This window comes from Paraburkholderia caledonica NBRC 102488 (assembly GCF_000685095.1).
Taxonomy (GTDB): domain Bacteria; phylum Pseudomonadota; class Gammaproteobacteria; order Burkholderiales; family Burkholderiaceae; genus Paraburkholderia; species Paraburkholderia caledonica.
Window position 1 is genome coordinate 241531 of sequence record NZ_BAYE01000004.1, and the last position, 19231, is coordinate 260761.

Below are 19231 nucleotides of genomic sequence, written 5' to 3' on the forward strand. Positions count from 1 at the left end.
GGTTCAGGTGCCTTCATTCGTCTGGCGACCGGCCAGCATGTGTTCTAGCGAGGCAGCGCGAGCTTGATGAGCGCATCGGGTGTCGCCTGTGCTTTCGGCAGATCGCCAACCAGGCGGCCTTCCTTCATTACGATCACGCGGTCAGTCACGCCGATTACTTCGGCAAGATCGCTCGACACCACGATCACCGTGCGTCCCGCGTCCGCGAGCCCATACAGCAGACCGTAAATTTCGCTGCGCGCGCCGACGTCGATGCCGCGCGTGGGTTCGTCCATCAGAAACACGTCGATGTCTTCCGCGAGCCAGCGCGACAGAATCACCTTCTGCTGATTGCCGCCCGAGAGCGTGCCGATCGGCGTCTCGCCGTTGCGCGTCTTGATCGCGAGCTTGCCGATGAACTCTTTCGCGGTCTGCGCTTCCTTGCGTCCGTTGAGCACGTTGAAGCGGCTGAAGTGCCGGCGGCAACTGATGTTGAGGTTGTCCGAAACCGAAGCGATCGAAACGATGCCTTCCTGCTTGCGATCTTCGGGGCACAGCGCGACGCCCGCGCGCACCGCGTCGCGCGGCGTGGCAAAGCGCACCTGCTTGCCTTTGAGCGTGATGTCGCCGGCGGTGGGTTTGACCGCGCCGTAGATGAGCTTCATCAGTTCGGAGCGCCCGGCGCCGACAAGCCCGAAAAAGCCGACGATTTCGCCTTTGCGTGCGGAGAATGTGGCGGGCTCGCGCAGGCCCGGTCCCATCAATCCCTTGACGTCGAGTTGCACGTCGCCGACATCGCGCGTGCGATAGCCGTACACGTCGGCGATCGAACGGCCCACCATGCAGCTGATCAGACGGTCACGGTCGAGGCCTTTGCCTGCGTCGAACGTGTCGATGCGGCGGCCGTCCCGAAACACGGTGACGCGATCGCACAGTTCGTAGACTTCATCCATCCGATGCGTAACGTAGATGATCGCGCGGCCTTCGGCCCGCAACGCGCGAATGATCCGGAACAACTGCGTGGTTTCGCGCGACGACAACGAACTGGTCGGTTCGTCGAATGCAATCACGCGCGCATCGCGCATCAGCGCCTTGCCGATTTCAATCATCTGACGCTGACCGATCGACAGATTTTTCACCTGTTGCGACGGATCGATCTTCTCGCCGAGGCGTTCGAGTTCGCGCACCGCGCGCGCGACGAGCGCCTTTTCGTCCAGCACGCCGAAGCGGTTGGGCAGCGCGCCGAGCATCAGGTTTTCGGCCACCGTCAACTCCGGCACCAGATGCAGTTCCTGATAGATGATTGCGACACCCGCCGCGATTGCCGCCTTCGTCGTGGTGAACTGCTGCTCCACGCCATCGAGCGACAACGTGCCCGCCGCCGGCTGGTTCACGCCGGACAGGACCTTGAGCAGCGTCGATTTGCCGGCGCCGTTTTCGCCCATGAGGCCGTGCACTTCGCCGCGACGCACTTCGAGCGACACCTGGTCGAGCGCGAGCACGCCGGGAAAGCGTACGGTGATGCCGTCGAGTTGCAGATACGGCTCGGTCGAAGCGGGCACAGGCGAGGGCGTCTGTAGCGGCGCGTCGGCACCGCTAAGGGATGTCGCAGTGTGTGAGGACGTCATCAAAAAACCTCAATGGTGGACAAGCTGTGCGGGCCGCTCTCGCGTCAGGCAAATGCGAGGCGCGGCCCGCCGCGTGCGAAGTCGAACGCGGCTTAAATGCCGAGTTCTTTACGCACGTCCTGCCAGTTGCCGCGCACCATCAACTTGCCGGTGGTCTGCGTATCGGCGGGCGGCTGCTTGCCGTCCTTGATCCACTCCACGAGGTTCTCGGTGCTCTCCTTGCCGTGCATCGTCGAGCTGACTGCGATCGTGCCGTAGAAGCCCGTCGGCTCTTTCTTCTGGAATTCGGCAAAAGCCTCGCCCGCACCGTTGATGCCGACACCGATCACGTCCGCTGCCGGAATATGCAGTTGCTCGGTAGCACGCACGCCGCCCAGCACGCTTTCCTCGTTCAGCGCGAAGATCACCCACTTCTTGATGTTCGGATGCTTGGCCAACACCGGCGACGACGCGTTGAAGCCGCCTTCGTCGTCGGTCGTCTTTTGCGGGGCGTCGAAAATGTTTTCCTTCTTGAAGCCGCCGGCGAGCAGCGTTTCGGTCGCGCCGTCGGTGCGCAGTTTCGCGGTCGGCAGTTCGTAGTTCGTGATGCGCAGTGCACCGACTTCCTCGGGCTTCCAGCCGCGGCGTTTCATTTCGTCGCTGATTGCCTGGCCGACCTGGTTGCCGATCTTGAACGCGGACATGCCGAGGTGCGGCACATTGGCGAGCGGCTTGCCGCTGGAATCGACCAGTTGATCGTCGACGGTGACGAACTTCATGTTGTAGCGCTTGGCGCGCGCCTGGATGGCCGGTCCGAGACGCACGTCAGGCGCGCAGATCACGAAGCCCTTTGCGCCTTGGGCGCCGAGATTGTCGATCGCGGACAGCACTTTCTCGCCGTCCGGCGTGCCGATGTTCACCACCGAAAAGCCGTCCTTCTGACCGAGCGCGGTCGCGGCTTTCTGTTCGTTGATAAACCACGCCTGCTCCGGCATCTTCACGAGGAAGCCTACTTTGAGCGGCTGGTCCGCGTGCGCGGAAAGTTGGGCGGCGAACGGCGCGGCGATTGCGGCGGCGGCGATCGCGGTTAGCGTCAAACGGCGAAGCTTGCTGGTCATTTCTGTCTCCTGAGGTTGAGAAGCTGCATTGATTTCGTTTATGTGCAGCGAGGCGATACGCGGCGGCGCTAGCCGGGGCGTAAAAACTTGGCTATGGGATCGAGGCGGGCGGCCGCGCGCAAAAAGGTCTTCACGATCAGCTCGCGACGTACGCCGTTTTCACGGCCGTCCAGAATGCTGCGTCGGTCGAGCCGTACGCGGACGCCTTGCGCCCGCCGCCAGGCGCGTGATGCTCCACGGCCGTGGTTGGCAGATTGATCGTGACCAGGCCGCTATGCACGTGACGGCGGAAATGCCGCGCGCGGCTGAGCGAGCGTGTGCAGATGCCGGCGCATAGACCGTAAGCGGTGTCGTTCGCCAGATGCAGCGCGTGCTCGTAGTCGTCGGCGCGGAGCACGACTGCGAGCGGACCGAAGATTTCCTCGCGCGCAATGCGATGTTCCGGCTCGCCGACAAACAGCGCGGGTTCGAAAAAGTAGCCGCGTGTCGCGCGTTCCAGCTGACGGCCGCCGTGCAGCAATTGCGCGCCTTCCTGCTTGCCGATTTGCACGTAGTCGAGATCGCGTTCGAGTTGCGCGGCGTTCGCTACCGGGCCCATGTCCGCGCCGTGCTTGAGCGCGTGGTCCACGGTGAGCCTGGCGAGCTTCGTCTGCAATGCGTCTACGAACGGCTCGAACATCGAACGTTCGACGATCAACCGCGCCGCCGCCGTGCTGCGCTGGCCGGTCGAGCCGTACGCGCCGGTCAATGCGGCATCGACCGCGCTGTCGAGATCGGCGTCGGCCAGCACGACAAAGGGATTCTTGCCGCCCATTTCCAGTTGCACGCGCGCCTGGCGAGCGGCAGCAGCTTGCAGCACACGCGTGCCGGTTTCCGCCGAACCGCTGAAGCTGATCGCCGCAACGAGCGGATGAGCGACGATTCGCGCGCCGACCTGCCGGCCGCTGCCCATCACGAGATTGAAGACGCCCGCGGGCAAACCGGCGCGGCTCACGATCGACGCGAGCGCCGCTGCGCAAGCCGGCGTGGATTCAGCCGGCTTGTAGACCACGCAATTGCCGTGCGCCAGCGCCGCGCCGATCTTGGCCGCGGCGATTGCGAGCGGCGCGCTCCACGGCGCGATGATGCCGACCACGCCGAGCGGTTCGCGCGTCATGTCGATTTCGACGCCCGCGCGCGCCGACGCAAGCGGTTCGGCATACGCGCGCTGTGCATCGGCGGCGAGCAGCTTGAACGTCTGACCTGCGCGCGTCGCCTCGGCCAACGCCTCGGGCAATGTCTTGCCGACTTCGCGCGCGAGCAGTCGCCCGAGTTCGTCTCGGCGCGCCAGCATTTCGCTGCCGATGGCGTCGAGCGCGTCGGCGCGACGCTGCGCCGAACTGAGCGCCCATTCGCGGAAGGCCGCGCTTGCCGCTTCGATCGCGCTATCGGTTTGCCGGACGTCGGCGCGGACATATTCGCCGACAGGTTCGTCCAGATCCGACGGATTGAGCGAGACGCCCGTGGTCGCACCCGTCTCCCATCCGCCATTGATGTAATGGCGCAGCGGGCTGGCAACGAGCGGGACGAGCGGATCGCGGTTCATCGACGGAAAGGCGCCACATGAGAAGCTTAAAGTCCACGAATGGTATGAGTGCGCGCAATAACTTTCCAATCCCTTTTTGAGCTATCCCGATAACAATTTCGGTATGGCATGATTGAGGCGATTCGAAAAAAATGCTTTGGAGACAGGCAATGACGCGTAGCTATTCGAACTGGTTCGTACGTGCGCGACTCAAGACGCGGCAGTTGCTGCTGCTCGCCGCGATGGAAGAAGAGGGCAACGTGCGGCGCGCCGCCGACGTGCTCGGCATGACGCAGCCGGCGGCTTCCCGCCTGCTGAAAGAACTCGAAGACATGCTCGGCGTGAGCCTCTTCGACCGAACGCCGCACGGCATGCATGCAACGCTGTACGGCGAGGTGATGATCCGTCACGCGCGCATGGTGCTGTCGAATCTCAGCCACGCGCACGACGAAATCTCGGCGCTGCGCGCGGGACTCGCGGGGCAGGTGCGTATCGGCGTGATCGCAGCGGCGGCTGCCACCATGGTGCCGCGCGCCATCGCGAGTGTGAAGGAGCGTTATCCGCAGTTGCAGATCTGGGCGGAAGTTGAAACGTCAGATGTGATGCTGCCGCGGCTTGCCGAAGGTGAACTCGACATCATGATCGGCCGCGTGCTCGAGCGCCAGAACCAGTTCAAAACCGAAGTCCGCTACGAACCGCTCGCCGACGAGCCGCTGTGCGTGGTCGCGCGGCCCGGCCATCCTCTGGAAAACGAAGCGGGCCTGACGCTGCGCGGCATTGTCAACGCGAGCTGGGTATTGCATCCGCCGGGCAGTGTTTTGCGGCATCGCTTTGATCTGATGTTTTCGCAGATCGGCCTGAATCCACCGCAGAACGTGGTGAACACCAACAACTTCCTCGCGATTTCCAGCTTGCTGCTTCAAAGCGACATGTTGGCGGTCTTGCCCGACGAAGTGGCGCGTCAGTACCAACAGTACGGCGTGTTGAAGCGCTTGCCGATCGATTTACCGTGCAGGATGGATACATTCGGTATCATCACGCGCCAGTCGCACCTGCTTTCTCCCGCGGCCTCGGTGGTGCTCGACGCGTTGCGCGAGGCGGCAGGCGAGGTTTATGGCGCTCCCGCAGAGCAGGCCTTGGCTCGTTAAATGCTTCTTCCCGTCTATGTGGTGGCCGGTGGACGGCACGGGAGGGAGGCAAAATGTACAACAAACACGGAAGACGGCAGCGCGCCGTCGACGACTCATTTTCGGTTCGCTCCGCTGGAGCGAGCGTCTGGTTTAGCAACGGCATGGCTCTCAAATCGACGATTTACAAGGCGGAATTGCAGATCGCCAACATGGACCGGCACTATTACGCCGACCATTCGCTCACCATCGCGCGTCATCCATCGGAAACCGACGAACGGATGATGGTCCGCGTCGCCGCGTTCGCGCTCTTTGCGCAGGAACGGCTCGAGTTCTGCAAGGGATTGTCGGATGTCGACGAACCCGATCTGTGGCAAAAAGATCTGACCGGCGCGATCGAAACGTGGATCGAAGTCGGCCAGCCCGACGAGCGGCGCATCGCAAAGGCGAGCGGCCGCTCGAACGACGTGATCGTGATCGCGTACGGCGGACGTACTTCGGATATCTGGTGGCAGGGCGTGCGCAACAAGGTTGAGCGCATGCGCAATGTGACGGTCTGGTCGCTTGGCGAGAACGTCGCGGCAGAGTTGGGTGCGCTTGCCGAGCGCACGATGCGGCTTCAATGCACCGTACAGGACGGCGAAGCGTGGCTCGGCAGCGCGGAAGCCGACGCGGTGAAAATCGAGTGGACGGTGTTGAAGGCGCCCGCCAACGGCTAAGACGTCGGCGACTCGCGGCTGACGCCGGGGCTCACCTTTAGAGCGACGTGACCCGAGCTGCTTCCGGCGGCCCTTTCAGTTCGACCATGTTGCCCTCCGGGTCGAACAGATACAGCGACGGGCCATAGCCGTCCGCGCCGTAGCGAACCGCCTGGTCACCAAGCCGCGCGCCGTGTTCGTTCAGATGCGCCTTGAGCGCGTCGACGTCGAACGGTTCTACGCGCAAACACACGTGATCCATGTTTCGCCCTGCGCCGACCGCGCCGTTTTCCGGGCGGTCGAGCTTCGCGCCCACCTGCAGCAGGTCGATCAGCGAGCGGCCCGCGCGCAACTGCGTGAGACCCAGCTCGCGCTGCTCCTTCTCGAGGCTGCAACCGAGCACCTCGCAGTAGAAGCGCGCCATAACCTCGACATTCGACGCCCGAATCACCACGTGGTCGATCTCGCGAATATGGATTTTCATTTGGAACGTTTCCTCTGACTGGCCTACGGAACGGATGAACCACCAGTTTATGAGAAAGCGGCGGCCATGGAAGACGCGCGGTGAGGGGCCAGATGCGGAACGTACAGACAAAAAAAAAGCCCGCTCTACTTGGAGCGGGCTGAATCCATATCAGGAGGAGACATGGAGGAGACAGGTACTAATATACACACGGGGTTGGTGCGACGCAATAACTTTTTAAGGGAAAACCCGATATCGTGCAAATTTGTCGCACTTTGCGGCGAAACGAGCGCCTGGCGGGGTTTCGATGGCCGTCCGTCAACGCGGAACTGCAATGACACAGCAAGAACCGGAGCGTAGTGTGTCGGCATGCGGCCTACATTGGTGAGCATCGAGAGCACCTATCGGGGACCATCATGAACCGCGCTGCCAAGCCTGTTGACGCTAGCCTTACCGCCGACACCGCCACCTGGAATTCCGACGACGAGCGCTGGGAAGCCGTCACTCGCCGCGATCCGCTCGCCGACGGCGCCTTCTTCTACGGCGTGAAAACGACGGGTGTGTTCTGCCGTCCGTCCTGCGCTTCGCGCCAACCGCGTCGTGAGAATGTCGCCTTCTTCGCAGACGCCGGCGGCGCCCGCGCCGCGGGCTTTCGCGAGTGCAAGCGCTGCCAGCCGGGCGGATTGCCGCGCGAGGTGGAGATCGTGAACCGCGCGTGCGCCGCGCTCGACGCCGATCCGCAGCAACGTCTAACGCTCGCGCAATTGAGCGACGCCGTGCACGTCAGCCCGTTTCACCTTCAGCGGCTGTTCAAGCGCGTGGTAGGCGTGTCGCCGCGTCAGTACCAGGCCGCGCAGCGCGGCGCCGCGTTGCGCGATGCGCTCAAGAGCGGCGCGGACGTCACGCGCGCGACGCTCGACGCCGGCTTCAACTCGCCTTCGCGGATGTACGACAGCGCATCGGCGGAATTGGGCATGGCGCCGTCGGAATATCGCCGCAAGGGTGCGGGACTGACGGTCCGCTACGCGAGCGCGCCGACGTCGCTTGGCTTCGTGCTGGTGGCCGCGACCGACAAAGGCATCTGCAAAATCGGATTCGGCGACGACGCAGCCTTCCTCGTCGACGAACTGCGCGGCGAATTCGCCAATGCGGCCCTGCTCGACGATCCCGAGCGGCTCGCACCATTCATCGCTCAGATCGACGCGTACCTGCGCGGCACACGTCAGGACTTCGACCTGCCGCTCGATATTGCGGCGACCGCCTTCCGGCAGCGTGTCTGGGACGCGCTGCGGCGCATTCCGTATGGCCAGACGCGCAGCTACACGGAGATCGCCGAGGCGGTCGGCGCGCCGCGCGCCGTGCGCGCCGTGGCGAGCGCGTGCGCGACGAACCCGGTTGCGCTCGCCATTCCGTGTCATCGCGTCGTGCAAAAGGGCGGGGCGCTTGCGGGCTATCGCTGGGGCTTGCCGCGCAAGGCTGCTCTTCTGGACAACGAGGCGCAGCACGCGCGCAACGTTTCCGCAGATGAACCCAGCCATTCCCAGACGGGTCCTACTGAAACCGTCGCTACTAAACTGGACCACGCCGCGTGAGCACGCTTGACGAAGTCGCAACCCTGGAACTGCCGTACAAATCGCCGTTCGACTGGCCGCGCCTGCTGCGCTTTTTCGGCGGACGGGCGACGCCCGGCGTCGAGACAGTCGAAGACGGCGCCTATCGCCGCGCAATCGAATGGGACGGCGACAGTGGCACGCTCAGCGTGCGCCAGCATCCACACAAGCGCTGCCTCGTCGCAAGCATCGAGGGACCGGTGAGCCGTCACGCCGACGCGCTTGCAACACCCATCGCGAGGATCTTCGATCTGCACGCGGAGCCGAAGAAGATCGGTGCCGCCCTGGCCGCCGACCCCTGGCTCGCGCCGCTGATCGAAGCGGCGCCGGGTCTGCGCGTACCGGGCGCGTGGTCCGGTTTCGAGCTCGTGGTACGTGCGATCGTCGGCCAGCAGGTCAGCGTGAAGGCCGCGACAACCATCATCGGACGATTGGTACAGCGAGCGGGCGAGCGGATCGAAGGGCATCCGCACGCAAGCACCGCGTGGCGTTTTCCGACGCCAGACGCCCTGGCAACAGTCGATCTCGCGCAAATCGGCATGCCGGGCAAACGCGTCGCGGCGCTGCAGGGTTTCGCGCGCGCCGTCGCGAGCGGCGACGTGCCGCTCGACAGCGCGACCGCCGACGCACACAGCCTGCGCACGGAATTACTCGCCTTGCCGGGCATCGGCCCCTGGACGGTCGAGTACGTCGCGATGCGCGCGTGGCGCGATGCCGACGCGTGGCCCGCGCTCGACCTCGTGCTGATGCAGTCGATCGCTGCGCGCGATCCGTCGCTCGTGCGGGCGACCCAGCAACGCGCACGCACCGACGCATGGCGACCGTGGCGTGCTTACGCCGCGATGCATCTGTGGAATGAAGTAGCGGACCGCGCCGGTGCCGCGCGTGGCGGTTAGCTTTGCTTGCTGGCTCGCGCGGATTTGCCGTTTTGCTGTTGCTCCGTTGCGCCGCATCGACCGCGCGTGCGGCACGCGCCGCCACCCGCTAAAAACCCTACCGCCGCAGTGCCCGCAATACCCGCAATAACCCGGATTCCCGTGGCTAGATGCGCGAATCCGGCGTGAAAACAGTCGGTCAGACCGGCCGGAACAGCCCGCCGAGGCGGCCTCAAGCAGGCGCCGTGGCGAGATGTTAAAGTGCCCGCTACTGAAAATTCCGCCGAACGTTGTCGACCGCACCATGCTGCCAGCGAGCAGCGAAGCGGCACATGGCGGCCGACAACGCCCGACTCGCATCAATGCCAAACACCACACAATCCCGCACGACCGACGCGTTCTCGCACCGCCTGTCCGTGCTGACTTCTGGCCCGCAACGCGATGCGCTGCTGCACGGCCTGCGCGGCATAGAAAGAGAAAGCCTGCGCGTGACGCACAACGGCGAACTCGCGTTGACGCCGCATCCGCGCGCGCTCGGGTCGGCGCTCACGCATCCTTCGCTGACCACCGACTATTCCGAAGCGCTGCTCGAACTGATCACGCCGGCCGAGCAGGACGTCGCGCTGACGCTCGATAAGCTCGACCGGCTGCATCGCTTTGTGTACGCAGAACTCGGCAACGAGATTCTGTGGAACAACTCAATGCCCGGCCTCTTGCCAGATACCGACGACGGCATTCCAATCGCGAACTACGGCACCTCCAATATTGGCAAGCTGAAGTACGTCTATCGGATCGGCCTTGCGCTGCGTTACGGTCGCACGATGCAGTGCATTGCAGGCATCCACTACAACTATTCGCTGAACGAGGAAGTCTGGCGGCTGTTGCATGCGGATCAGCAATCCACCGCGAGCGCCGTTGATTTCCAGTCGGATCGTTACCTAGCGTTGATCCGCAATTTCCGTCGCACAAACTGGCTGCTGATGTATCTGTTCGGCGCGTCGCCGGCGCTAGATCGCCGCTTCTTGCGTGGGCGCAAACATACGCTCGAAATCTTCGACGCAGACACGTTGTACCGTCCGTATGCAACCAGCCTGCGCATGAGCGATCTCGGCTACTCGAACACCACCGCGCAAGCGGCGCTTCATGCCGACTACGACACGCTGCCCGGTTATCTCGACGCACTTGCGAAGGCCGTCAGCCAACCGTATCCGGCATACGAGGCAATTGGTACGCAGCGAAACGGCGAGTGGGTGCAGATCAACACGAACGTGCTGCAGATCGAAAACGAGTTTTACTCGACGATCCGTCCGAAGCGCGTCACGTATCCCGGCGAGCGTCCTTTGCATGCGCTCGCCGCGCGCGGCGTGCAATACGTCGAAGTGCGCTGCATGGATATCGACCCATTCGAGCCGGTCGGTATTTCTCTGGAGACGTCACGCTTTCTCGATGCCTATTTGCTTGTGTGCGCGCTCGACGACAGCGCGCCATTGCCGCCGCAGCCTTACGCGGAGGCCAACCAGAACTTCGCGCGCGTAACGACCGAAGGGCGCAAGCCCGGCCTCGAACTGGTCCGTGACGGCCATCCGCTCGCGATGAGCGAATGGGCCGAAGAGCTATTCGTCAAGATCGAAGCCGCGGCAGCCACGCTCGACGCACTGCAGGGCGGCGACGCGCACGCGCGCTCGGTTGCCATTCAACGGGCGAAACTTGCCGATCCGTCGCTTACGCCATCGGCGCGGGTGTTGCAGACGATGCGCGACAAGCAGCAGGGCTTCCTCGAATTCGGTCTGGAACAAAGCGAAGCGCACGCGGCCTATTTCCGCGCGCGTCCGCTGGAGCCGGGCGAGGCCAACGAGTTTGCAGAACTGGCCAAACAATCGCTCGACGAGCAGGCGAAGCTCGAACGCGAGGAAGTAGGCTCGTTCGATGCATTTGTCGCCGCGTATCGGGCGTATACGTTGAATCGTTTCAGCGTCTGAGCGCACCGGCTCACGTGCGCGAAGCAACGTGCGAAAGCGGCTCGAGTAGCCGCTTTTTTATTGCGCGGTGCATGCTCGGTAACGGCTACGTAATCGACGCGCACAACAGCGGGCGCGTCGGCAAAACCTTCACGACTTCCACGTTTCTCTGACGTAAAGGAAACGCCCTCCGCGCGTAACGGTCCAAACTGTTAGGACACGCTAGCGAGAGGGAGGATCAACGTGATGAAGCAAAGTCTGTTGGCCGCACTGTGCATTGCTACGGCGGCGCTTGCCGCGACCGCATGTTCAACGCAAGGACAAGTCGATCCCGATGTTATGCAGATAGCAACCACGCCCCTGACGTGTTCGAGCAAAGCCGAGTGCGACCTCTGGTGGCAGCGCGCGCAGACGTGGGTGACGAACAACTCAAAATACAAAGTCGAATCCGCAACCGACACGCTGATTCAGACGGCCGGCCCCGATGGCGGGAAACGCGCGCTCGCGTATCAGATCACCCGCACTGCAAATCCCGACGGCACCGCGACGATCGGCTTCGCCGCACATTGCGATGGATCGCTTGGCTGCACGCCGAACCCGTGGGAAGCGGGCGCCGACTTCAAGCAATACGTTCGAGGCACCGCGGCGGGCACACAGAAACCCGATGTGAAGCCGTCGCAGCCCGCACCCACCGCCATGCATCCCGACGCGTTGCAAGGGCAGTCGGTGACGCCAACGACTGGCGAAGCCGTCAGTCAATGAGCGAAGCGTTGCGCGCCGATCAATGTCCCATTGAAGGACCGACGCCTTTACGCGGTTTGGTGATCCACACGAGCACCGCAAGCACAAGGAACGCCGCGCACGATATGCGGAAGAAGTCGTTCGTGGCGAGCATATAAGCCTGCGCAGTCACCACCTGCTCGAGCTGCGCGGTAATGCTGCCACCGGAAAAGCCGACGCCGGCAAGTGCATCGGTGTACGCATTCGTATTCGGCGTGTAGACGTTCACGTTGTCGACCAGCATCACGTGATGGCGGATCGTATCGTTTTCCCAATACGTCGTACTGATCGCCGTGCCGATCGCCCCCGACAAGGTCCGGAAAAAGTTCGATAAACCCGACGCACTCGCAAGCCGTTCGTCGGATACGCTCGATAGCGTGATGGTTGTCATCGGCACAAAGAAGCACGCCACGCCGATGCCCTGCACGATACGCGGCCAGATGACGTGATTAAACGGCACGTCGAGCGTGAAAGTGGAGTTCCAGAACGACACGAACGCGAATACGATGAACGCGAAACTCGCCACCACGCGCAAATTCAACCGATGCATGTTCTTGCCGATCATCGGCGAGAGAAAGAGGGCGAGTAAGCCGACCGGCGCGGTGGCGAGACCGGCGAGGCCCGCGGTATAGCCCATCACGGTTTGCAGCCAGAGCGGGAAAATCACCACCGAGCCGAAGAACGCCATGAAGCCGAACGAGATGATCAGCACGCCAAGCGCGAAGTTGCGGTCCTTGAACAGCGAAAGGTCGACCACGGGTTCTTTCTCGGTCATCTCCCACACGAGCATGAACGCAATCGACACGACCGCGATCACTGCAAGCGTCACGATAAATGTCGAGTTGAACCAGTCGCGGTCCTTGCCGAGGTCGAGCACCATCTGCAGGCACGCCACGCCGATTACGAGCAACGTGAGACCGACTGCGTCGATACGCTGCTGGGTGGTCTTCGTCTCCCGGCCGCGCAGCAGGACGAACGCGCAGCCCGCGGAGAAAAGGCCGATCGGCACATTGATGTAGAAAATCCACGGCCACGTGTAGTTGTCGGTGATATAGCCGCCCATTACCGGCCCGAAGATCGGCGCGCAGATGACGGTCATCGCCCAAAGGCCGAGTGCGAGCCCGCGTTTTTCCGGCGGATACGAGCGCATGAGAATAGTCTGCGAAAGCGGCACCATCGGCCCGGACACAAGGCCTTGAACCAGGCGAAACATGATCAGCGACTCGAAATTCTGCGCAAAACCGCACAGCGCCGAGGCGATCGTAAAGAGCAGAACGGACAACGTGAAAAGCCGCACTTCGCCGACGCGCCGCGCCAGCCATCCGGTGAGCGGCACAGCAATCGCCGAGGCCACCGAATACGACGAGATCACCCACGTGCCCTGGCTGGTCGCGACGCCGAGACTGCCGGAGATGGTCGGCACGGCCACGTTGGCAATCGACGTGTCCAGCACCTCCATGAAGGTGCCGAGCGCGAGGCCCACCGTCAGCAGCGCAAGCGCGCCGCCCGTCAGCGGCGCCGGTTCGGCTGCGGGTGGAGTGGCGGGTCGGGCCGCCGGTCCAGTAGCGTTGGAAGCCGCAGCGTCCATATGTTTTTCTCCTCAGCGCGGAAAAGATTGTTGTGCCACGTTTATCGCGTCGTCTCAGCCGTTGCGCATATATGCACCATCACACTCTGCCCAGACAGAGATATGCGCGCAGTCCAGCTCATAAAGGCACGCTCCGGCTACTGCTTGCGGTCTTCCGGCGATGAATCCTGAAGCGGCTCGTCGGACAGTTCCCCGGTCGAACACAAGCCACACTCGGCGCTCGAATCCGGATCGACGCCATTCGCGATGAAACGGCCAAGCAGATCGATCAGCGTGGCAAGGTCGGCGGCGGTGAAGCCGCGCAACTGTTCGTTCAGCACCGCAGCGCCAATGTCCGGCAACTGGCGCGCCGCGTCGTGACCTCGCGGCGTCAGTTCCAGCTTGATCATGCGTCGATCCGCGTCACTGCGCGTGCGCGACACAAAGCCCTTGTTTTCAAGGCGATCCAGAAGACGCGTCATCGAACCGCTGTCGTACGACATGACGCGAGACAACTCGAAGGGCGTGTTCGCCCGGCCGGCGGCCAGCATCAGAATGACGCCGATCTGCTGGGCGGTCAGCCCAAGCGGCTTCACCGCGCGGTCGGTGCGCTCAACCAGCACGTTGCGAGCCTTCGACAGGTAATAGCCGAGACTGGACTCGAGCCGGATTTCATCTGCTTTGTAGGGGCCGTCTGCCATCTTGTATCCGGAACATCGCTGGGCAAGCGAAGTTTAGCTGCCTAAGCAGGAATATCAATGGCGATTTTCGTAGACCGCCATGCCAAAGCCGCCGAAAAACAACAGCGCACCATCACATCGCGCATCAGTATCTTGAAATTTACTTGCATAGTCAATATTATACAAAGCAACGAGTTACGCGATCCGCGCCACCCGAGACTATGTTCTGACCGCTTTTTTGTCCGCCGTCGAATGCGGCGTGACCCAAGGATGTTCCTCCCATGCTGTACCTCAAAAATACCCTCGGCGGCCTAGGCCGCTCATTGACCGATTCAGCTTTGCATCGCTTCCAGGGCCCGCATCGCTGGTGGAAGCTCGCGCTATTTGCCGTGCTGTTCGTACTGCCCGGCGGGTCGGTGGGGGTCGCGATTCTGGCGTGGGTCGAGCATCGCCGTGGGCGCAAGAGTTCGAGCAGCGCGTCTGTCGAGATCGCGGCGGAGCCGGTGCGACTGGCTGGCACTGCTATGGCCACCACCGCGCACAACGCGGCGAGCGCCTGCCAGTTGCGCGGCGACGCGCCATGCCGGGCAGCCGCGGGCAAGCTCGCGCGCAAGCCGGCATCGGCGGAATCGCGGGTCGACTCGCGGGCGTGACGGGGGTGGCGTCGCCGCTTTCATCGAATACCACGCCGCCCGCCAGTAACGGCGCGTAACCTTCGCGACACCGTCGGTAACACACCTACATCGCTCGCCGCATTAACCTTTCTGTTTGCCGCGCCCAGCGGGCTCTTACGCTAACATGCCGGCAAACCATACCGGCCGGCGCCGTCATCGGCGGCATCGCGGCGTCCAGAAGGAATCAATGCATGCAGTCTGACCGAATCTCGTCCGCGCGGACCTTTGCGCCGCGCGTCCTGACCCTCGCGGTAGCTGTGTCCGTCGCGGGCCTCGTGGCCGCGTGCGCGGTCGGTCCAGATTACAAACGCCCAGACGCCGAGATTCCCGCCTCGTACAAGGAAGCCGCACCCGGCTGGAAAGTCGCGCAACCGTCGGATCAGCAGGATCGCGGCGCATGGTGGACCGTCTATCAGGATCCGCAGCTCGATGCGCTCGAAGAGAAGCTGAACGCCGCGAATCAGACCGTCGCCCAATTTGCCGCTGCGTACCGGCAGGCCCGCGCGCTCGTCGGCGAGGCGCGCGCGGCGTATTTTCCAACCGTCGGCTTGTCGGCGGGCGCTACGCGCTCCGGCAGCGGTGTTTCGTCGAATGCGGTAGCAGCGAGCGGGAGCAACCGCTCGGGCGTCATCAACAGCTACAACCTGCAACTCGACGCCAGCTGGGAACCCGATCTATGGGGCTCGGTGGGTCGTTCCGTGAACGCGCAGAAGGCGGGCCAACAAAGCGCCGCCGCCGATCTGGCCAACGCGCGTCTTTCCGCGCAGGCCACGCTCGCGCAGACGTACTTCGCGCTGCGCTCGCTCGATTCCAACCAGAAGCTGCTCGACGAAACCGTCGCTGCCTATCAACGCTCACTGCAACTCACGCAGAACCAGTACGCCGCGGGCGTGGCCGCGCGCTCGGACGTCATTCAGGCGCAAACGCAGCTGCAATCGGCGCAGGCCTCCGCGATCGACAACGGCGTTCAGCGCGCGCAGGACGAACACGCGATCGCAGTCCTCGTGGGCGAACCGGCTTCCACGTTTTCAATTCCGCCGATGCCGCTCACCGCGACGCCCCCCGCCGTGCCCGCGCAAATGCCGTCCGCGCTGCTGGAGCGGCGGCCCGACATCGCTTCGGCGGAGCGCAAGGCTGCGGCGGCAAACGAGCAGATCGGCATTGCAATTGCCGCCTTCTTCCCGTCGCTCACGTTGTCGGCGAGCGGCGGCTTCCAGAGTTCGTTGTTCTCGCAACTGCTGACCGCGCCGTCGCGCTTCTGGACCGTCGGCCCGCAACTCGCGGCGACCCTGTTCGACGCCGGGCTGCGCCGCGCGCAAACCGAGGCCGCCCGGGCCGCCTATGACCAGAACGTCGCGACCTATCGCCAAACGGTGCTGACCGCGTTCCAGGACGTTGAGGACAACCTCGCGTCGCAGCGCATCCTTGAACAGGAAATCGTGGTGCAGCAGCAGGCCGTGGAATCGGCGCGCCAGGCGCTTGCCATCGTAACGAACGAATACAAAGCCGGCACGGTGGGCTTCGTGAACGTCCTCACCGCGCAAACCACGGCGTTCACGGCCGAACAGAAGCTGCAGACCATCGCAGGTCAGCGGATGGTGTCATCGGTCGGTCTGGTAAAGGCGCTGGGCGGCGGCTGGGACGTCACGCAGATGAACCGCGAAACCGGCGATGTGGCCGCGCCGGCGCCATTGCCGGCGTCATCCACGTCACCGGCAACGCCGGCTGCACGAAGCGATGCCCCGCAAACATCAATGCCCGCTCAGGCGCAGATACAAGCGCAAAGCAAATAGAACTCGCGGGCGCGAGCAAGCGCCACACGGCGCTCAATGAGCGAAAGACAACGTGACGGTGTCCGGTCCGCTCGGTCGTCCCAACAAATTCAGCAGTCCCGCAAGATTGTCGCGAGCCTCGGGCGCGGACGTCGCCGTTCCGTGAAATGACGTGGAAGCCGGCGACACCACACCGCGGCCGTTCAGCATCAGCGGGCCTTTGATTGTGCGCAACTCGATCGTCGACGAGACACCCTCCGCCTGGAACACGAGCTGGTACGAGCCGAGCGGCTTTACCGGCGAGACACGCGAACTCACGTCGCTCAGCGCGACCGTCAACTGGCCGAACGCCTCGCGGTTGAAGCTGCGCCAGTCCGACCACGAAAGCCGCACGTCGCCCTGTAGATCCAGCGTGTTGAAAGGCGCTCCCAGACCGCTTAGCAGCGAAGCAGGGACGCCTATCGTGCCGGGGGTGACGTTGGCGCTGCGCGGGGTTGCGTCGATGGTAATCGGATCGGGCATTGCCTCGCTATGCCGCATGGTCATGCGCACACGGCCGGTGAAGAGCGGCCAGAACGCCGTGCGCCATTCGATCCGCCCCGGCAGCAGCGTCGCGGCGCTCATGTCGGAGCCGGCCGCCAGCATCAGCGTAGCCGAGCCGTGCCAGAGCGAACCGCTCGGGTCGACGAGATTCACATGGCCGCCGCTCTGGCGGGCAAATTGCGGCGTGATCCACGCAGCGGGTAACAGCGCGAGCATCACGGCGGCGTTCGACAGGGCCGCAACCAGCACCCAAGGCAGCACGGCGCGCAGGCGCCGCATCCAGTAAGTCATGCGAGATCCCGTGACAGCGCGGTCATTTCGCCGTGGACGGCTGCAAGGACGCAGTGACATCCACCTGGCCGTCTTCTTTTAGCGCGGTCACGTGCGCCTCGGAGACCTGCACCTTGAACTGACGGCGCACGTCGTCGACCCAAGCCGTCCACACGGGAAACGACGCGTTCTTCATCTGCACCTGCACCGCGTTGCCGATCACCTGCACTTGCGTGGCCGCAAGCCCATGATCGCTCAGCGACGCGGTGAGCGCGTCCTTTAGCGCACCGCCAGTCGGCGCAACGCCCTGTGCCGCCGCCGAAAGCTGGCGCGCTTCGTTGGCCTGCGCGGTCATTTGCGCGAGCTGCCGCTGCAAGGTGGGCAACGATTCACGCAGACGCGCGCGGCCCTCCTGCGCCGGCGCCCACAGCACCGACCACGCGATCACCACTGCGAGCACGCCGCCGCCCCACGTCAGCAACGCTTTTTCGCGGTCGGTTCGCTGGTACCAGAAGCCTGCCCAGGTTTGCGCGAGTTCAGCTTTCATTGTCCGTTCCTGATGGTCCACTTGCCGGTGTTGCTGTCGATCGCGCCGCTCAGTCCGTTGCGCGCAAGGCGTTTGGCGAAATCCGGGTCGAGCTTCACTTCGGGTTTGAAGGTAACGTCGAGACGCCGGTCGTGATAATCCAGCGCGGCGATGCCGTTGACCGGCACAGGCGGGAGCGACCTCGCGAGGCCATCGGCGAGCGACAGAAAATCGCCCGGCGAAAGCTCACCGGCGGCCACCCGCAGCTGCTGCAACTGACGCGACATCTGATCGGGCGCATCGAGCACGACCGTCGTCTTCGGAAAGGTGGTCAGCAGAAGCTCGGTCATCTGCGTGCTGATCGCGTCGCGCTGGCGCGAAAGCATCAACCACTGCACATTTGCACCGACGATGGCGACCACCAGCGCGCCGAGCGCCAGCAGCACCGGCAGGCGCAAACGGCGCAGCGTCGCGCGGTCGAGCCGCCATGGCTGCGACGCAAATTCGAACTGGCAGAGATCGAAGCGGCATGTGAGCGCGCGGCGCGCAAGCTGCTCGAAGGGCAGGGGACTCGCGCCGTGCACGAGCGCGCCGAGACGTGCCGGACTGCTCGCACCAGGACTCGGCTCGTTGCCCGGAACCTCGGTCAGCATATAGAGCAAAACCGGCGTTGCGCCGGCGAGCGCGGCAAGCGTCGCGTTCACCGCATTTGCAGGCACTGCAAGGCCCTCGCCTTGCGCGCCGCGGGCAATCGCCAGCTCCACGCGCGGCATGCCGCCCTCGACGGCGCCTTCCAGCAGCATCGCGGGCGCAGTCTGAACCACGGTGCCGAGCACCGCCGCCACCATCGGCACGACTTCGAGCGCAGCGTCGGTCGCACCCGGCACCGGCGCAGTGTCTGCGAGCGACGCGCCCGCCATGGCCGGCTCGGTCGCGCTCACGGTTTCGGCGACTTCGGCCGGCACGGCGGGCAACGTTGCTTCCGGCAGACAACGCGTGACCGGCACGGCGCGCAGACTCCGGTGGCCAGCTGCGGAGAAAGCCTCGTAGATGAAGCGGAACCACCCACGGTCGATAATCGCCAGCATCTGACGACCGCCCGCGGCCGATTGCGAATCGACGGCGATATGGCAGGTTTGCGGGTCCTGGATCAGTTGATCCTCAACGATATTCGGCAATGCCTGGCGCAGCTTCGGGCCGCGCAGCGGCGGCAGCGTGGCGGGCATCATCAGCAGGTCGCGCGCGGCAACCATCAGCACCGTCGACGTGGCGCGCGGCAGCAGCGCAAGCGCCGAGCGGCCGGCGCGCTGCATGCGTCCCGACTTGTCGAGCAGGACGAATGGCAAGTCCGGCAGTTGCCATTCCTGCGACGGCACCGCCGGATCACGCGGCGGCAATAAGACGATCAGCGTGCTCAAAG

General features: G+C 64.0%; 17 protein-coding genes. 8 read left to right on the forward strand and 9 right to left on the reverse strand.

Annotated features, from left to right (window positions below; genetic code table 11):
* Positions 1-44 precede the first annotated feature (44 nt).
* The 3 genes from araG to BCA01S_RS10620 all read right to left on the reverse strand — a co-directional run bounded on the left by araG (position 45) and on the right by BCA01S_RS10620 (position 4289).
* Complete coding sequence (gene araG / locus BCA01S_RS10610) at positions 45-1607, reverse strand: L-arabinose ABC transporter ATP-binding protein AraG (protein ID WP_027776866.1); 1563 nt, start codon at positions 1605-1607, stop codon at positions 45-47.
* 92 nt (positions 1608-1699) lie between these two features.
* A complete protein-coding gene (locus BCA01S_RS10615; RefSeq protein WP_020067365.1) occupies positions 1700-2704 on the reverse strand; it encodes an arabinose ABC transporter substrate-binding protein in 1005 nt (334 codons plus the stop codon).
* A gap of 136 nt (positions 2705-2840) precedes the next feature.
* Complete coding sequence (locus tag BCA01S_RS10620) at positions 2841-4289, reverse strand: aldehyde dehydrogenase family protein (protein ID WP_027776867.1); 1449 nt, start codon at positions 4287-4289, stop codon at positions 2841-2843.
* Between the two features lie 149 nt (positions 4290-4438).
* Between BCA01S_RS10620 and BCA01S_RS10625 the strand changes: the two genes are divergently transcribed.
* Both BCA01S_RS10625 and BCA01S_RS10630 read left to right on the forward strand, forming a co-directional pair.
* Positions 4439-5416 carry a LysR family transcriptional regulator gene (locus BCA01S_RS10625; protein ID WP_020067367.1) on the forward strand — a complete coding sequence of 326 codons (978 nt, stop codon included), beginning with the start codon at positions 4439-4441 and terminating at the stop codon, positions 5414-5416.
* Positions 5417-5559: 143 nt separating this feature from the next.
* Positions 5560-6114: a YaeQ family protein gene (locus tag BCA01S_RS10630; protein WP_027776868.1), complete on the forward strand. Its 555-nt coding sequence runs from the start codon at positions 5560-5562 to the stop codon at positions 6112-6114.
* A gap of 37 nt (positions 6115-6151) precedes the next feature.
* On the opposite strand, the gene BCA01S_RS10635 is transcribed toward BCA01S_RS10630, so the two are convergent.
* Entirely contained in the window at positions 6152-6577 is a 426-nt protein-coding gene (locus BCA01S_RS10635) for a VOC family protein (RefSeq protein ID WP_027776869.1), read from the reverse strand.
* A gap of 395 nt (positions 6578-6972) precedes the next feature.
* Here BCA01S_RS10635 and ada point away from each other — a divergent pair, with 395 nt between their 5' ends.
* The 4 genes from ada to BCA01S_RS10660 all read left to right on the forward strand — a co-directional run bounded on the left by ada (position 6973) and on the right by BCA01S_RS10660 (position 11761).
* Positions 6973-8148: a bifunctional DNA-binding transcriptional regulator/O6-methylguanine-DNA methyltransferase Ada gene (gene ada / locus BCA01S_RS10640; RefSeq protein ID WP_027776870.1), complete on the forward strand. Its 1176-nt coding sequence runs from the start codon at positions 6973-6975 to the stop codon at positions 8146-8148.
* A complete protein-coding gene (locus BCA01S_RS10645; protein WP_027776871.1) occupies positions 8145-9062 on the forward strand; it encodes a DNA-3-methyladenine glycosylase family protein in 918 nt (305 codons plus the stop codon). Before ada ends, BCA01S_RS10645 begins: the two co-directional genes overlap by 4 nt.
* 341 nt (positions 9063-9403) lie before the next feature.
* Complete coding sequence (gene gshA / locus BCA01S_RS10650) at positions 9404-11020, forward strand: glutamate--cysteine ligase (RefSeq protein WP_027776872.1); 1617 nt, start codon at positions 9404-9406, stop codon at positions 11018-11020.
* A 225-nt stretch (positions 11021-11245) separates the two neighbouring features.
* Positions 11246-11761 carry a hypothetical protein gene (locus tag BCA01S_RS10660; protein ID WP_027776873.1) on the forward strand — a complete coding sequence of 172 codons (516 nt, stop codon included), beginning with the start codon at positions 11246-11248 and terminating at the stop codon, positions 11759-11761.
* A 19-nt stretch (positions 11762-11780) separates the two neighbouring features.
* On the opposite strand, the gene BCA01S_RS10665 is transcribed toward BCA01S_RS10660, so the two are convergent.
* Both BCA01S_RS10665 and BCA01S_RS10670 read right to left on the reverse strand, forming a co-directional pair.
* Positions 11781-13367: a DHA2 family efflux MFS transporter permease subunit gene (locus BCA01S_RS10665; protein ID WP_027776874.1), complete on the reverse strand. Its 1587-nt coding sequence runs from the start codon at positions 13365-13367 to the stop codon at positions 11781-11783.
* Positions 13368-13504: 137 nt separating this feature from the next.
* Positions 13505-14047 carry a MarR family winged helix-turn-helix transcriptional regulator gene (locus BCA01S_RS10670; protein ID WP_027776875.1) on the reverse strand — a complete coding sequence of 181 codons (543 nt, stop codon included), beginning with the start codon at positions 14045-14047 and terminating at the stop codon, positions 13505-13507.
* A gap of 260 nt (positions 14048-14307) precedes the next feature.
* Here BCA01S_RS10670 and BCA01S_RS10675 point away from each other — a divergent pair, with 260 nt between their 5' ends.
* Both BCA01S_RS10675 and BCA01S_RS10680 read left to right on the forward strand, forming a co-directional pair.
* On the forward strand, positions 14308-14679 hold the full coding sequence (locus tag BCA01S_RS10675; protein WP_027776876.1) for a hypothetical protein: 372 nt from the start codon (positions 14308-14310) through the stop codon (positions 14677-14679).
* Positions 14680-14891: 212 nt separating this feature from the next.
* Positions 14892-16493, forward strand: a complete 1602-nt coding sequence (locus tag BCA01S_RS10680) for an efflux transporter outer membrane subunit (protein ID WP_027776877.1) — start codon at positions 14892-14894, stop codon at positions 16491-16493.
* A gap of 33 nt (positions 16494-16526) precedes the next feature.
* Here BCA01S_RS10680 and BCA01S_RS10685 read toward each other — a convergent pair whose 3' ends face one another.
* Genes BCA01S_RS10685 through gspL form a run of 3 tightly spaced genes read right to left on the reverse strand, consistent with a single transcriptional unit; the run spans position 16527 to position 19229 of the window.
* Entirely contained in the window at positions 16527-17306 is a 780-nt protein-coding gene (locus BCA01S_RS10685; protein ID WP_027776878.1) for a type II secretion system protein N, read from the reverse strand.
* 22 nt (positions 17307-17328) lie between these two features.
* Positions 17329-17832, reverse strand: a complete 504-nt coding sequence (locus BCA01S_RS10690) for a type II secretion system protein M (protein ID WP_027776879.1) — start codon at positions 17830-17832, stop codon at positions 17329-17331.
* Positions 17829-19229, reverse strand: a complete 1401-nt coding sequence (gene gspL / locus BCA01S_RS10695) for a type II secretion system protein GspL (protein ID WP_027776880.1) — start codon at positions 19227-19229, stop codon at positions 17829-17831. The genes BCA01S_RS10690 and gspL overlap by 4 nt, the downstream gene beginning before the upstream one ends.
* Between the last annotated feature and the right edge of the window lie 2 nt (positions 19230-19231).

Bases quoted from the DNA above. Each gene is read 5' to 3' on its own strand.
- BCA01S_RS10670 (WP_027776875.1), bottom strand. From the start codon at position 14,047: ATGGCAGACGGCCCCTACAAAGCAGATGAAATCCGGCTCGAGTCCAGT.
- gshA (WP_027776872.1), top strand. From the start codon at position 9,404: ATGCCAAACACCACACAATCCCGCACGACCGACGCGTTCTCGCACCGC.
- BCA01S_RS10685 (WP_027776878.1), bottom strand. From the start codon at position 17,306: ATGACTTACTGGATGCGGCGCCTGCGCGCCGTGCTGCCTTGGGTGCTG.
- BCA01S_RS10625 (WP_020067367.1), top strand. From the start codon at position 4,439: ATGACGCGTAGCTATTCGAACTGGTTCGTACGTGCGCGACTCAAGACG.
- araG (WP_027776866.1), bottom strand. From the start codon at position 1,607: ATGACGTCCTCACACACTGCGACATCCCTTAGCGGTGCCGACGCGCCG.
- ada (WP_027776870.1), top strand. From the start codon at position 6,973: ATGAACCGCGCTGCCAAGCCTGTTGACGCTAGCCTTACCGCCGACACC.
- BCA01S_RS10615 (WP_020067365.1), bottom strand. From the start codon at position 2,704: ATGACCAGCAAGCTTCGCCGTTTGACGCTAACCGCGATCGCCGCCGCC.
- BCA01S_RS10690 (WP_027776879.1), bottom strand. From the start codon at position 17,832: ATGAAAGCTGAACTCGCGCAAACCTGGGCAGGCTTCTGGTACCAGCGA.
- BCA01S_RS10665 (WP_027776874.1), bottom strand. From the start codon at position 13,367: ATGGACGCTGCGGCTTCCAACGCTACTGGACCGGCGGCCCGACCCGCC.
- BCA01S_RS10620 (WP_027776867.1), bottom strand. From the start codon at position 4,289: ATGAACCGCGATCCGCTCGTCCCGCTCGTTGCCAGCCCGCTGCGCCAT.
- BCA01S_RS10675 (WP_027776876.1), top strand. From the start codon at position 14,308: ATGCTGTACCTCAAAAATACCCTCGGCGGCCTAGGCCGCTCATTGACC.
- BCA01S_RS10630 (WP_027776868.1), top strand. From the start codon at position 5,560: ATGGCTCTCAAATCGACGATTTACAAGGCGGAATTGCAGATCGCCAAC.
- BCA01S_RS10680 (WP_027776877.1), top strand. From the start codon at position 14,892: ATGCAGTCTGACCGAATCTCGTCCGCGCGGACCTTTGCGCCGCGCGTC.
- BCA01S_RS10635 (WP_027776869.1), bottom strand. From the start codon at position 6,577: ATGAAAATCCATATTCGCGAGATCGACCACGTGGTGATTCGGGCGTCG.
- BCA01S_RS10660 (WP_027776873.1), top strand. From the start codon at position 11,246: ATGAAGCAAAGTCTGTTGGCCGCACTGTGCATTGCTACGGCGGCGCTT.